The sequence below is a fragment of the Rhodococcus sp. IEGM 1341 genome (genome assembly GCF_030056895.1).
Lineage (GTDB): Bacteria > Actinomycetota > Actinomycetes > Mycobacteriales > Mycobacteriaceae > Rhodococcoides.
Map to the genome: position 1 here is coordinate 1 of NZ_JASHKV010000017.1, position 14066 is coordinate 14066.

A 14066-nucleotide genomic window follows, 5' to 3' on the forward strand; every position below is an offset into this window, starting at 1 on the left:
CTCACCACCGAGGATCAGCCCCAACTGGAGGCGGCACAGAACCTAGGGTGATTCACCACATCCAACCCCGCAGCCTCGACGGCACTGTCCGGAATGGTGCAGGGATCCCACGGCTCCTCCTCCACCGGTGTCGCAACCACCGAGCTCGTCGACGACTCCGCAACCGGCGCATCCTCGGTCGCCCCGCCACATCCAGCGACCGACGCCAATACCCCCACCAGACCGGCCACCCACCACCGCGTCACGCTCACACCGCTCCCCTTCGTCGAACCCACCCACCCCTTGGACGCGGCGAACACCCACCTGGTTCCACCACAACCTCACACCCCCAATGCCAACCGCGCGCCCCTGATCACGTCGAAACACAGCCGCGCGGTCCACAAAAAGGGTGTGAGGTCCCCCAGCAACTGCACACGAACAACACCCCGCCCCACTGAGTGTGGGACGGGGTGTCGATGTGAATCGGAGTCTTACTTTCCGGCCTCCGCGGCGCGCAGATCCTTGCGCAGAATCTTGCCGGCCGCGGACTTCGGGACGATGTCGATGAACTCGACGCGTCGCACCTTCTTGTGCGGCGACACGCGCTCGGCGACGAAGGCGATGATGCCCTCTTCGTCGATGGTGGCACCCTGCTGGCGGACGACAAATGCCTTGGGGATTTCTTCGCCCTCGTCGTCGAGCACACCGATGACGGCGGCGTCGGCGATCTCCTCGTGCGTCAGCAGCAGAGCCTCGAGCTCGGCCGGGGGCACCTGGTAGCCCTTGTACTTGATCAGTTCCTTGAGGCGGTCGACGATGTAGACGACACCCTCGGGATCGACGACGGCGATGTCGCCGGTGTGCAGGTAACCGTCGGAGTCGAGGGTTTCGGCGGTGGCGGTGGGGTTGTTGAGGTACCCGACCATCACGTTCGGTCCCTTGACCCACAGCTCACCCGGCTTGCTCAATCCCTCTGCAGGCAGCTCGATCTCCTCGAGTGTGCCCGGGTCGACGAGCTTGTTCTCGGTGTTCGCCAGCGGCTGGCCCACCGAGCTGAGCGGCATGTCGTCGCGATCGAACGGGATGGCGTGACTGACGGGGCTGAGCTCGCTCATGCCGTAGCCCTGACGCACTCGCGTGTTCAGACGCTTCGCGACGGCCTTGCCGAGCTCCTCGTCCAGCGGTGCCGCACCGGAGAAGATGGTGTGCACGCTGGAGAGGTCGTACTGATCGATCATCGGGTGCTTGGCGAGCGCAACGGCCACCGGCGGTGCGATGAACAGGTACGTCAGCTTCTGGTCCTGAATGATGCGGAGGAATTCGACGAGGTCGAACTTCGGCATCGTCACCAGGTGCGCGCGCAGCTTGAGGGCGATGTTGAGCAGCACCGTCAGGCCGTAGATGTGGAAGAACGGCAGCAGCGCCAGGATCGCGTCGTTGCTGTCGATGCCCACGCGCGGTTCCATCTGCGCCACGTTCGCGACGAGGTTGCGGTGGGTGAGGATGACGCCCTTCGGCACACCCGTCGTTCCGGAGGAGTACGGCAGCACCGCGACGTGTGTCGCCGGGTCGAACGAGACCTCGGGGGCAGGTGCGCCCTGGGTGAGCAGGTCGCGCAGGTTCGGGTGGCCCTCTGCGCCGTCGAGCACGATGACGTGATCGGCATCGAGGCCGACCTTTTCCGCGGCAGCTTTGGCCTGCGGGTACAGCGGGGAGACGGTGAACAGGAACTTCGCGCCGGAGCCGGTGAGCTGCTTGGCGATGTCCTCGGCTGTGTACAGCGCGTTGATGGTCGTTGCGGTTCCGCCTGCGCGCAGGATGCCGTGCAGCACCGACGCGAACGCGGGCACGTTCGGCGAGTGGAGTCCGACGACGTCGCCGACTTCGAGTCCACGTGCGGCCAGAGCACCCGCGATGGCGTCGATCTGACCGATCAGCGTCTTGTACGTGGTGACGTCACCGGAGGTTCCGTCGATCAGTGCAGGCTTGTCGAGGTCGGACTCGGCGATCGATCCGAACAGGAAGTCGTAGACGCTCAGATTCGGAATCTCGACATCGGGAAAGGGACTGCGGAAGCTCATGGCTCTCCTTCGAAAAACTGCGGCAACAATGACCGAACCCTACAGTGAAAGCGGTCACAACGGACAGCGACCCTACCGCTGAGTCAGGTAGTGCGGGCGCTAACTTCGCGACGCATACGGTTTGCCTGCCGCGGCCGGCCCGCGAACGTGGCCCACCAGGCCCGCGACGGCGAAAATGGTCACCACGTAGGGCAGCATCAGCATGAATTCGCTGGGCACCGGCGAGCCGATGATGCCCAGTACGTTTTGCAGGTTCGACGCGAATCCGAAGAGCAGTGCGGCCAGCGTCGCGCGTACCGGATCCCAGCGGCCGAAGATCACGGCGGCGAGAGCGATGTAGCCGGCACCGGCAGTCATCTCCTTGCCGAAGGCGCCGACGGAGCCGAGAGTGAAGTACGCACCACCGAGTCCGGCGATGGCACCGGCGAGGCAGACGTTCCAGAACCGGGTGCGTGCGACATTGATTCCGACGGTGTCGGCGGCTTGGGGATGCTCACCGACGGCGCGCAGTCGCAGTCCCCACTTGGTGTGGAACAGGCCGAAGAACACGAGCGCGACGGCGATGTACATCAGGTACACGATGAGTGTCTGCCTAAACAGCACCGGTCCGAGAATCGGAATCTGCGAGAGCACCGGAATGTCGATGCGCCCGAACCGTGGTGGCGAGTTGAGAGTCTCGGCGTTCTTGGTCAGCACCACCGAGTACAGGAAGCTGGTCAATCCGACGACCAGCACGTTGAGCACCACACCCACGATGACCTGGTTGACGAAATAGCGGATGGAGAACACCGCCAGCAACGACGCGGTCAGCGCTCCGGCGATCAGAGCGGCGAGCAGTGCGACATAGGTAGAACCGGTGATCGACGCGACGACGGCGCTGACGAAAGCACCTGCAAGAAGCTGACCTTCGATGGCGATGTTGATGACGCCGACTCGCTCGGAGATGACGCCGCCCATGGCACCGAAGATCAGGGGCGTACTCAAAGCGACTGCGCCGATGAGCAATCCGGGCACCGGGATGGTCTCGCCATCCGCTGCCCAGGCGAGGAAACCGAAGACGAACAGCACCGCGAACACTGCCAGCAGCCACAGTGGCGTCGAGCGGTACTGCGAGGCAAGGAACGCCGCGTAGCCGGTGATGACGGCCAGCAGTACCACCACGACGAGACCGGTGCCGTACGACGGCACGCCCACTGCAGGCAGTGCGAAGAAGTCGTCCTCCGACGCCAGTGCGAATGTGCTTGTTCCCGAACCTTTTCTGACCACGAACAGCAGCAGGGCCAGCAGCGTCACGAGCCCGAGGATCGACGGGACCTTCCAGCTCCGGCCGAGTACCGCTTCAGCGGCGGTGTCGGTCGAGGTGGTCACAGTGCACCCACCTTCGCGGTCTCGGCTTTCGCGAGTTTCTCTTCTCCTGGTTTCGGCAATCGGAACACCGCTCGCACGAGCGGCGGTGCGGCGATGAACAGCACGATCACGGACTGCACGACGAGCACGATGTCGATGGGGATGCCCTCGCCCGCCTGCATCGCGAATCCGCCGGCCTTGAACGCGCCGAACAGGATTCCCGCGACGAACACGCCCCACGGTTTCGATCTGCCGAGCAGTGCGACGGTGATGGCGTCGAATCCGATGCCTGCGTCGATGTCGGCGCTGAAGCCGGTGGTGACGGTGCCCAGTACCTGCGACACTCCGGCCAGACCGACGAGCGCACCCGACATGATCATGGCGTACAGGTAGATCCGGTTGACGTTCATGCCGGCCACGCGGGACGCGTGCGGGTTCTCGCCGACGGCGCGGAAACGGAATCCGAGGCTCGATCGCTCGAGCAGCCACCACACCGCGATCGTCACGAAGATCACCAGCACGAAACCGAGGTGCAGGCTGTAGCGATCGCCGAAGAGCTTCGGGAACACCGCCGTCGACGCGATGGGCGCGGTCTTGGGGTTGTTCGATCCCGGGGCCTGCAGAGCGCCGGGAGTGCGCAGGAGGTACGCGACGAGATAGAACGCGATGTAGTTGAGCATGATGGTGACGATCACCTCGTGAGCGCCGGTGCGCGCCTTAAGGAATCCGGCGATGCCGCCCCACACCGCGCCGCCGAGAACACCGGCGAGAACGGCGACCAACAGGTGCAACCCGGCAGGCAGGTTCACGCCGAACCCGACCCAGCCGGCGCACGCCGCGGCGATGAGCATCTGGCCTCGACCACCGATGTTGAACATGCCGACGCGGAAGGCAAGGGCCACACCGAGTCCGGCGACGATCAGCGGGGTGGCGAAGGTCAGCGTCTCCATCAGTGGCCGGATGCCGTTCTCGAATCCGGGTCGACGGAAGTTGTAGACCGAACCCTGGAACAGCGACGAGTACGCCCCGGAAACAGAATCCCAGATCGCCGTCAGCATGTCCGAGGGACGGGAGAAGAAGTACCCGGCCGATTCCTGGACGCCCGAGTTGGTGGCGGCGATGAGCACCGCACCCACGATCAGCGCGAGGAGTACCGCGAGAACCGAGATGATCGCACTGCCGGTGAAGATCTGCCGAAGCACCACATGCGACTTCGACGGTTCCTGGGATTTGGGGGGCTGTTCGGCCTCACTCACCACGCTCACCGCCCATCATCAAGCCGAGTGTTTCGCGGGACGTATCCCCGGGGACGATTCCCACGATTACTCCTCGATACATGACGGCGATGCGGTCGGCCAGTGCGGCGACCTCGTCCAGTTCGCTCGACACCACGATGACCGGGATCCCCGAATCCCGGGTGGCGACGATGCGTTTGTGTACGAATTCGATGGATCCCACGTCGATTCCGCGAGTGGGCTGCGCTGCGACGAACAGACGCAGGTCTCGGCTCAGTTCTCGCGCGAGCACCACCTTCTGCTGATTGCCACCGGACAGGCGTCCGACGGCGGTACCGATTCCCGGTGCGCGCACGTCGAATTCGCTGAGCTTCTCCGATGCGAACGTCTCGAGATACTCGCGTTGCACCGCGCCGCGCCGCACGAACGGCATGCTGTTGGAGCGATCGAGCATCAGGTTCTCGGCGATGGAGAATTCACCCACGAGTCCGTCGACGGTGCGGTCCTCGGGAACGAAGCCGACGCCTGCGTCGAGCACGTCCTGCACCGTCGACCCGACGAGCGAGTTGCCGTCGAGGCTGATCTTGCCGGATACGTTGTCCTGCAACCCGAGTAGGGCTTCGACGAATTCGGTCTGGCCGTTGCCCTGCACGCCGGCGATGGCGAGGATCTCCCCCGCCGCGACTTCGAGGCTGACGTCGTCGACGGTCTTGTTGCCCTGGGCGTCGAACACCGACAGGTTCTCGATGACCAGTGCCGCGTCCCCCGGCGTGGCCGGATCCTTCGAGACGGTCAGCTGCACATCGCGTCCCACCATCAGCGCAGCGAGCTCGGTGTTGCTGGCGGTCGGCTTCGCTTCTCCGACGACTTTGCCGAGTCGGATGACGGTGATCTTGTCGGCTACTTCGCGTACTTCGCGCAGCTTGTGGGTGATGAAGACGATCGTGGTGCCCGACGCCACGAGTTCCCGCATGATCCGCATCAGATCGTCGGTTTCCTGCGGCGTCAGGACGGCCGTCGGCTCGTCGAACACGAGCACCTTGGCCTCACGAGAGAGTGCCTTGACGATCTCGACCCGCTGCTGCACGCCGACGGGGAGGTCGTCGACGAGAGCATCGGGATCGAGGTCGAAGCCGAACCTCGCGGATATCTCCCGCACCAGCTTCCGCGCTGCCACGAGGTCGAGACGTCCACCGAGCGAGGTGGTTTCGTTGCCGAGCACGATGTTCTCGGCAACGGTGAACACCGGAATCAGCATGAAGTGCTGATGCACCATGCCGATCCCGGCGGTCATGGCCTCGCCCGGTCCGGCGAAGTTCTGCTCGACGTCGTCGAGCAGGATCTGGCCCTCCTCGGCGCGATACAGGCCGCTGAGCACGTTCATCAACGTGGACTTGCCTGCACCGTTCTCGCCGAGGAGGCAGTGGATCTCGCCGGATTCGACGGTCAGATCGATGTGGTCGTTGGCAACCAACGAGCCGAATCGTTTGGTGATACCGCGAAGTTCGAGCTTCATGAACTACTTGGGTGCCGAGGGAGACTCGACGGTGATGGATCCGTCGATGATGCCGGCCTTGATCGTGTCCAGCTCGCCCTGCAGTGCGGGGTCGACCTCGGACTCGAAATCGTGGAACGGTGCGATACCGACTCCGTCGTTCTCGAGCGTGCCCACGTACGGGGTGTTGTCGAATGCATCGGCACCGGAGTTGGCGACGACCTCGTCGACGCTGGTCTTGAGCCCCTTGGTCACCGAGGTGAGCAACAGGTCGCCGACCGACGGGTCGGATTCGAAGACGTCGGCGTCGGCACCGATGAGGGCGACCGGGCGCGAGGAATCCCGAATGGCCTGTGCCGCACTCTGATAGATGGGTCCACCGACCGGGAAGATGACGTCGGCGTTCTGGTCGATCAGACCCTGGGCGGTGTTCTTGGCGACCTCGTTGGCGGTGAATCCGCCGGTGAACGAGCCGTTCTGCGAGGGCACGTCCCAGCCGATGACGCGGACTGCCTCGCCCTTCTGCTCGTTGAAGTAGTTCACGCCGTCGGCGAAACCGTCCATGAAGATGGTGACGGTCGGCAGCTGGGAGCCACCGAACGTACCGACCACTCCGGTTGTGCTGTAGCTGGCGGCCGCGTAACCGGCGAGGAATGCCGACTGCGACGCGTCGTAGGTCAGCGGCTTGACGTTCGGCAGATCGATGGTGGAGTCGTCGATGATCGCGAAGTCGATGTCGGAATTGGCCTCGGCGGCGACCTTGGTGGCGTCGGCCAGATCGAAGCCGACGGTGACGATGAGGTTGCAGCCCTGATCGACGAGGTTGTTGATGTTGGGGCCGTAGTCGGTGGGAGACGCGGACTCGACGGTGCGTGGCTCGACGCCGAGTTCCTCGGAGGCTTCGGTCAAGCCCTCGAACCCGAGCTGGTTGAACGACTTGTCGTCGAATCCGCCACTGTCGGAGACCATGCAGGGCAGGAAGTCACTCGATGCGCCTCCGCCCGATCCTTCGTCTTCGGGGGCAGATCCACAGCCTGCGATCAGGGCGATGGCACCGAGCGACGCGACGCCGCCGAGTGCTGCCTTCCGCGTACTCGTGCGGGTAACGAATGACAAGATGTCCTCCAATTTAGGTGTACTTCGTCTGGGTCGGGACGCTACTCGCGCGGGCGAGGGTGCGCAGGATTTCACTCAGGTGTCTTGTCGGGCACGGCCTTCTCGGAAGAGAGATCGTCGGGCAAGCTGCCGCCTTCACGGAGTATTCGTGCTTCGTCCTCACGCACCATCACTGCCGGCCCCGCTGCCACCACCGAGGGGTTCGGCGGAGTACCGGGCTTGAACACGTTGAAGAATACGTTGAGTACCACCGCCACGATGCTGGCGGCACTGATTCCGGAGTGGAAGATCGTGACGAACCAGTCCGGGAACTCGTCCCAGAAGTCGCTCGCGACAACAGGTATGAGACCGAACGCCAAGGTCACCGCCACGATGACCACGTTGGAGTTGTTGTCGTAGTTCACCTTGCCGAGGGTGCGGATACCGCTGGCGGCGACGGTTCCGAACAGCGCGATTCCTGCGCCGCCGAGCACGGGCAACGGGACGACCCCGACGACGGCCGCGAGAATCGGCGAAAGGCCCAGCAGCGCAAGCACGCCACCGCCCATCGCGACGACGAAGCGGCTCTTGATGCCGGTCATCGCGACCAGGCCGACGTTCTGTGCGAAGGCCGTGGCCGGGAAGGTGTTGAAGATCGGGGCGACGGCAGAGGAGACCATGTCGGCGCGCAGGCCGTCGCCGACGCGCTTGGAGTCGACGTCGGTTCCGACCACCTCGCCGACGGCGAGGATGTCGGCGGTGGTCTCGACCATGATCACCAGGATGACGATGGTCATCGACACGATCGCGCCGATTGCAAAGATCGGTGAGCCGAAAGCGAAGGGTGTCGGGACGGCCACCACGGACGCGTCGGCGACGCCGTCGAAGTCGGTCCTACCGACGATCAGTGCCGCGATGGTGCCGACGACGAGTCCGAGCAGGATCGACAGCCGCGACAGTCCGGGGATCTTGGTCATCACCAGCACGGCGAGGAGGGTGAACATCGCCAGCCCGATGTTGCCGGGGTCCAGATAGTTCGGGTTCGGCGCTCCGCCCACCATCTCCTGGCCGGTGATCCAGCGCGCGGCCACCGGCATCAGGGACAGTCCGATGACGGTGATGATGCTTCCGGTCACCAAAGGCGGGAAGAACCGAACGATCTTGGAGAAGAACGGAGCGATGGCCAATCCGATCAGCGCGGCCACCAGAACGGCTCCGAGCACCGTGCGCAGTCCGGTTCGCCCGTCCTCCGCGCTGCCGATGATCGTCAGAACCGTCGAGACCGACGCGAACGAAATGCCCTGCACGAGCGGCAGTTGCGAGCCGAAGAACGGGATGCCGATCGTTTGCAGCACAGTTGCCACGCCACTGACGAACAGCGCGCAGGAGATCAACAGTGCCTGATCGGTCCCCGACAGTCCGGCCGCTCCACCGACGATGATCGGAACGGCGATGACGCCGCCGAACATCGAGAGAATGTGTTGCAGGCCGTAGCCGAACATCTGCAGCACCGGTGGGCGAGCGTCCTCTGGCCTGGTCATTGCCCTAGGCTAGGAACCGGACGTTACCGGCAGCAACGCCGTCCCATTTCCGGCGAGTTACGCTTCCCGCTTGTCCACCAGGTGCTCGAATGCCTTCAGGTTCGCCAACGATTCGCCGCGCGAGACGCGCCATGCCCATTCGCGTTTGATGGACTCGGCGAATCCCAGTTCGAGCAGCACGTTGAAGTCGCCGTCGGCGGCTTCGAGGGTCTGGCCGAGAATGCGATCGAGTTCGTCACCGGTGACGGCGTGCAACGAGATTCGGCCGACGAGGTAGATGTCGCCGACCTTGTCGATCGTGTAATGGACTCCGTACAGGCGGCGGTTGCGTCGCAGCAGGTATTTGTAGACGCCCTCGAAGTTCTCGTCGGGTTTGCGGCAGACGAACGCCTCGATGCGGACCCCGTGATGCCCGACGGTCAGCATCGTCGTCGTCTTGAGTTTGCGTTCCCCGGGCAGTTCGACGGTGAACACGTCACCGCGCCGGGTGTAGTCCAGCTCGCGGTCCTTCAGTGCCCGGTCGATCAGTTCGGCAGTCTCGCTCATGCAGTCACAGCTCCTGATCTGCGTAGTTTCGACAATCCTCGGACGCGTCGCGGCGAGAACTCGCTCGGCCCCTCGCCGCGGTCGAAGTGGAACTTGGCCTGCCGGTAGCTCTCGATGAGTCCGTCGGCGGTGTGCTCCCACGAGAAGTTGCGGGCGTGCAGCGGTGCTGCGGTCGCCATGTCGGCCAACGCAACTGGGTCCGACAGCATCGACGACAGCGCATCCGCCCAATCTTCGGTGCGGTGGCCCTGCACCAGGCGTCCGGTTTCGCCCGACCGCACCGCCACGCCGAGTCCGCCCACATCGGCGGCCAGGACAGGAGTTCCGCAGGCCTGGGCTTCGATGGCGACCAGGCCGAACGATTCGTTGTAGCTGGGCACGGCGACGATGTCCGCGGCGCGGTAGATCTGGGCCAGGCGCGCCGACGGTTGCGGCGGCATGAACGTCACCCGGGCAGCTATCCCGAGGTTGTCGGCCAGATCGATGAGGCTGTCGGGTCGATCCAGTCCGCTGCCGGACGGGCCGCCGACGATGAGGACGCGCAGTGGTGTTCTCGGATTGCGCTGCAGCACTTCGGCAGCCGCGGCGATCAGCACGTCGGGGGCCTTGAGCGGCTGGATGCGGCCGACGAATGCGACGATCGACTCGTCGGGGTTCAACCCGAGTTCGGCGCGCGCCGCCAGCTTGTCCCCCGGATTGTATTGCGCCAGATCGGCTCCCGGAGCGACCACGTCGATCGAACCCTGCTGCGCCCCGTAGATCTCGACGAGGGACTTCGCTTCCTCGGTGGTGTTGGCGATGAGCCGATCCGCCTCGGCCACCACTTGCTGCTCACCGATCTGACGCGCGGCGGGCTCGGGCGAGTCGCCCTGCGCCAGAGACGCGTTCTTGACCGCGGCGAGAGTGTGCGCGGTGTGGACCAGGGGCACTCCCCAGCGATCGCGCGCCAGCCAGCCGACCTGCCCCGAGAGCCAGTAGTGCGAATGAACCAGGTCGTAGTAGCCGGGTTCGTGGCGCGCTTCCTCGCGCAGCACCCCGGCTGCGAAGGCGCACAGCTGTGTGGGCAGGTCGTGCTTGTCCAGGCCCTCGAACGGACCCGCGACGATGTTGCGCACCAGCACACCGGGAGCTGCCTCGACGACGGGAGCATCGGTCGACGCCGTCGCGCGGGTGAAGATCTCGACCTCCACGCCTCGTTTGGCCAGCTCTTTCGCGCTCTGCAGTACGTAGACGTTCATGCCGCCCGCATCGCCCGTTCCGGGCTGCGCCAGCGGGGAGGTATGCAAGGACAACACAGCGACCCTGTTCAGCTGGCGTCCAGTCACTTCTTCAGTGTGCACGCCTCCACATTACGTCTCGATAACTACCCCTTCTCACGGCTGGCCCTGCGTCACACCGAGACCGTCGACGAACTCGGTCACCTCTCTGAGGAATCGCTGCGGATCGGCCACGAACGGGCCGTGGTCGACGCCCTCCCAGTACGACGCCACCGCCGTGGGAATCAGCTCCGCAGCGTGCCGTCCGGCAGAGACGTCGACGACGGTGTCCTCGGTTCCGTGCAGCACGAACGCCGGGATGTCGAGGCCGCGCAGCAGGTCGTCGTGGCCGACCGCTCGATCGAACAGGGCGGCGCGAACGCGTGGCCTCGTGGACAGTGTCAGCCCGAACAGCGCCTGCGCCTGCGTGCCAAGACTCTCTCTGGGTCGTTCCGCAGGCTCCACTCCCAGCCCTTCCGTTGGCCCGGTCAACGCGTGCCCAAAACTCCCGAGCGCCTTGATCGCAACGCGAGGCTCCTCGGCCATCGCCCCGGGGATCGCCGCTCGCATCGCCGTCCCGACGCGGCCGCCTGCCTCTCCCCTGCCGATGCTGGTGATCGCGCCGACGAGCACGATTCCCGCCACCGCGCCCGTGCCGTGTTCGGCGAGGTAGTCGCAGATCACCAGACCGCCGTACGACCAACCCAGCAGCACCGCGTCGGCGGTGATGTTCTCGGCGGCCAGCACGGCAGCCACGTCTCCCGCCCAGTTCTTCGGGTTTTCGTAACCGGCCGACGGGGCGTCGGAATAGCCGTGTCCGCGTAGATCCACCGCGAGAACGCGATAGCGCTCCGCCAGGTCGGCCAGCAGTCCCTCGCCCCAGCAGGCCGAGCTCTGCGCCCACCCGTGCAGCAGGATCAGTGGCCGCGCCGCAGGGTCACCGCTGACGCGGTAGACGATGTTGACTCCGTCGATGCCGGTGGCCTGACGAATCGGTCCTGCTGCACGGGTGCTCGTATCGGGCATGCTCATAGTGAGTGAACCTACGCGGCGGCTCTGCGCATCGAGGCGAGTGGATCGGAGTACAGGGCGCTGAGGGAGACCACGGTTGCGGCATACTCCTGCACCTTGTCACCGAAGCCGGTCACCCGAATGTCCCTGCGCTCCAACGTCGAATAGGCAGCGAAGGCCTGTCCCACGTGCGGAATTCCGGCCGGGTACGCGGTGAACGCCTGACCTCCGAGTACGACGCGGTCCGGATTGAACATGTCGCGCAGCAGCGCCACCGTTCGACCCAGAATCTGCGCCCGCTCGACGAGCAGCTCCCGCGCCGCCTCAGAGCCACCCCGCGCCGCCTGGTACACCGCCGCGATGCTCGAATGAGGCTGCAATGCAACAATTTTGCGGTCCACGGCAGCGGCGACCACCGCTCGATCACTGACGGATGCCTCGAGGCATCCGCGATTCCCGCAGTCGCACAGCGCCGACGATCCGGTGGGTAGGTGCGCGATGGAGCCCGGTCCGCTCGTGGGGGTGTGCACGCGGCCGTCGATGGTCAGCGCCATGCCTGCGGTCTCACGGGCGTAGAAGTACAGCGAGGTTCCGCTGTTGCTCTGCGCCACATCACCGTCCGACGGCCGCGGCGCGAGGAGCAGCTCCGACGCCGCCATGGCCTCGACGTGGCCGGAGACCGAGATCGGCAATCCCAGGCCGCCGCCGATGATGCCGGCGACTCGTCCGTTCTCCCAGCCCAACCGCGGGTGGTCGACGGTGCCGCTCGCGGTGTCGACGCGTCCACCGATCGCCACCCCGACCCACAGCGGGGTGCGGCGATGCCAGCGTCCGGCAAAGGCACTTGCGCTACGGGTGACGGAGGCCAGAGCTGTCTCGGAAGAGCCGGCGGGCGTGGGTATTTCGACGGCACCGAGGATACGTCCCCGCAGATCGCTGACGGTGATGCCGGTGACGACGGCTCCGATGTGGATGCCGATGGTCGAGAACGGTTCGTGGTTGACCTCGAACGGCACCCGTGGGCGTCCGATCGCCCCGGGTGCCGTCAGGTCTGCGCGCTCACGGAGCAGCCCGACGGCGAGCAGGGCCGACACCTGACGGTTGACCGTGGCGATGCTCGAACCGGTTGCACGAGCAGCACGTTCGCGGGAGATGGGGCCTTCGACGCAGGCGACTCGAAGCACCGACGCGGCGGGACTGTCGGCGATCCGCAGATCGGGTGCGACGAGCTGCACGCGCGATCGAGGCCTCTGCAGAGACCGTAGGGAGGTGGGGCCGGAGTGGTGGTGCAGCGTTGATACGGACATTCGTTGTGATCCTCGGCGGTGGCAGACCTCCGCCGTGAATGGACAACGACGGACGAGCGAAGTGATGCAGGTCAAGGGTGAATGCGGCGGCCACGAAGGGACCACGGCACGCGAATCGACTGCCCGTAGCTCGAAAGGCTAGAGACAGATTCCTTGGCCGGGACAACACAGTTCCCGAGGAAGCGGCAAGCGAGAACCGAGGGACGCGGTCACATAGGTGACCCGCATCGCGGTGGTCTCACTGGCGGACATGGGTCCAAAATTAGCACCCTCGCGTCCGATGTCCAATCGGGCATCGGAAAGCACGGGGTACGCCGGGCATAGAATTTCACCATGACCTCGTCCGAACACATTTCCCCCGATGCCCGAATCGCCGTCGTCACCGGAGCGAGCTCCGGCATCGGCGCGGCCACCGCCCGCCAACTCGCCGCCGACGGATTCCACGTCGTGATCGGAGCCCGCCGCCTCGACCGGCTGGAGGAGTTGGCGTCGGAGATCGGTGGTACTGCCCTGGAACTCGATGTGACGGACGAGGATTCGGTCGCCGCCTTCACCGCCGTCATTCCCCGCGTCGACGTGCTGATCAACAACGCCGGTGGCGCGAAGGGCTTGGCCCCCGTGATCGACGCCGACCTCGACGATTGGCGCTGGATGTGGGAGACCAACGTGCTCGGTACATTGCGGGTGACGAAGTCGTTGCTGCCCAAGCTGATCGACTCCGGTGACGGCCTGATCGTCACCATCACATCCGTCGCGGCGTTCGAGGCCTACGACAACGGTTCGGGCTACACCTCGGCCAAACACGCTCAGGCCGTGCTTCATCGGACGCTGCGCGGCGAACTGCTGGGCAAGCCGGTGCGGTTGACCGAGGTCGCGCCGGGTGCCGTGGAAACCGAGTTCTCCCTCGTCCGGTTCGACGGCGACGCAGCCAAGGCCGACGCGGTCTACCAGGGCATCACGCCGCTGGTGGCGAGCGATATCGCCGAGGTCATCGGCTTCGTGGCCTCGCGCCCGTCGCACGTGAACCTGGATCAGATCATCATCAAGCCACGTGACCAGGCCGGTCCGGGGCGCTTCTCCCGCACGTAGCGGCTTTGCCGCAGGTGAGCGGAAACTCGAGACGGGTTCACGTGGTCGTCGCAACGAGCAGTCGTTTGTTGTACTCCTCGAGTG

Annotated in this window: 12 protein-coding genes; 1 reads left to right on the forward strand and 11 read right to left on the reverse strand. The window is 65.3% G+C overall.

What is annotated here, in order from left to right:
• Positions 1–14: 14 nt before the first annotated feature.
• The 11 genes from QM615_RS22135 to QM615_RS22185 all read right to left on the reverse strand — a co-directional run bounded on the left by QM615_RS22135 (position 15) and on the right by QM615_RS22185 (position 12893).
• Positions 15–251 (reverse strand): hypothetical protein, encoded by a 237-nt coding sequence (locus QM615_RS22135; RefSeq protein ID WP_283347930.1) that lies wholly within the window; start codon positions 249–251, stop codon positions 15–17.
• 219 nt (positions 252–470) lie between these two features.
• Complete coding sequence (locus QM615_RS22140; protein ID WP_269595723.1) at positions 471–2060, reverse strand: AMP-binding protein; 1590 nt, start codon at positions 2058–2060, stop codon at positions 471–473.
• 99 nt (positions 2061–2159) lie between these two features.
• Entirely contained in the window at positions 2160–3428 is a 1269-nt protein-coding gene (locus tag QM615_RS22145) for an ABC transporter permease (RefSeq protein WP_269595722.1), read from the reverse strand.
• Positions 3425–4672: an ABC transporter permease gene (locus QM615_RS22150; RefSeq protein ID WP_256980855.1), complete on the reverse strand. Its 1248-nt coding sequence runs from the start codon at positions 4670–4672 to the stop codon at positions 3425–3427. Before QM615_RS22150 ends, QM615_RS22145 begins: the two co-directional genes overlap by 4 nt.
• Entirely contained in the window at positions 4656–6158 is a 1503-nt protein-coding gene (locus tag QM615_RS22155; RefSeq protein ID WP_269595720.1) for an ABC transporter ATP-binding protein, read from the reverse strand. Before QM615_RS22155 ends, QM615_RS22150 begins: the two co-directional genes overlap by 17 nt.
• Positions 6159–6161: 3 nt before the next feature.
• Complete coding sequence (locus QM615_RS22160) at positions 6162–7253, reverse strand: BMP family lipoprotein (protein WP_269595719.1); 1092 nt, start codon at positions 7251–7253, stop codon at positions 6162–6164.
• A 71-nt stretch (positions 7254–7324) separates the two neighbouring features.
• The gene (locus tag QM615_RS22165) at positions 7325–8773 is read right to left on the reverse strand and encodes a nucleobase:cation symporter-2 family protein (RefSeq protein ID WP_269595718.1); all 1449 of its coding nucleotides are present in this window, start codon (positions 8771–8773) and stop codon (positions 7325–7327) included.
• Between the two features lie 57 nt (positions 8774–8830).
• Positions 8831–9319 carry a type III secretion system chaperone family protein gene (locus QM615_RS22170; RefSeq protein WP_269595717.1) on the reverse strand — a complete coding sequence of 163 codons (489 nt, stop codon included), beginning with the start codon at positions 9317–9319 and terminating at the stop codon, positions 8831–8833.
• Entirely contained in the window at positions 9316–10644 is a 1329-nt protein-coding gene (gene mshA, locus QM615_RS22175; protein WP_269595716.1) for a D-inositol-3-phosphate glycosyltransferase, read from the reverse strand. Before mshA ends, QM615_RS22170 begins: the two co-directional genes overlap by 4 nt.
• A 48-nt stretch (positions 10645–10692) precedes the next feature.
• Positions 10693–11607, reverse strand: coding sequence for an alpha/beta fold hydrolase (locus QM615_RS22180; RefSeq protein ID WP_411741354.1), 915 nt, complete (start codon positions 11605–11607; stop codon positions 10693–10695).
• 11 nt (positions 11608–11618) lie between these two features.
• Entirely contained in the window at positions 11619–12893 is a 1275-nt protein-coding gene (locus QM615_RS22185; RefSeq protein ID WP_269595715.1) for an ROK family protein, read from the reverse strand.
• Positions 12894–13226: 333 nt separating this feature from the next.
• On the opposite strand from QM615_RS22185, the gene QM615_RS22190 reads away from it, so the two are divergent.
• On the forward strand, positions 13227–13982 hold the full coding sequence (locus QM615_RS22190; RefSeq protein WP_068046115.1) for an SDR family NAD(P)-dependent oxidoreductase: 756 nt from the start codon (positions 13227–13229) through the stop codon (positions 13980–13982).
• Positions 13983–14066: the final 84 nt, after the last annotated feature.

Excerpts from the sequence above, each read along its gene's own strand:
- QM615_RS22140 (WP_269595723.1), bottom strand. The coding sequence starts at position 2,060 with ATGAGCTTCCGCAGTCCCTTTCCCGATGTCGAGATTCCGAATCTGAGC.
- QM615_RS22155 (WP_269595720.1), bottom strand. The coding sequence starts at position 6,158 with ATGAAGCTCGAACTTCGCGGTATCACCAAACGATTCGGCTCGTTGGTT.
- QM615_RS22165 (WP_269595718.1), bottom strand. The coding sequence starts at position 8,773 with ATGACCAGGCCAGAGGACGCTCGCCCACCGGTGCTGCAGATGTTCGGC.
- QM615_RS22170 (WP_269595717.1), bottom strand. The coding sequence starts at position 9,319 with ATGAGCGAGACTGCCGAACTGATCGACCGGGCACTGAAGGACCGCGAG.
- QM615_RS22180 (WP_411741354.1), bottom strand. The coding sequence starts at position 11,607 with ATGAGCATGCCCGATACGAGCACCCGTGCAGCAGGACCGATTCGTCAG.
- QM615_RS22185 (WP_269595715.1), bottom strand. The coding sequence starts at position 12,893 with ATGTCCGTATCAACGCTGCACCACCACTCCGGCCCCACCTCCCTACGG.
- QM615_RS22190 (WP_068046115.1), top strand. The coding sequence starts at position 13,227 with ATGACCTCGTCCGAACACATTTCCCCCGATGCCCGAATCGCCGTCGTC.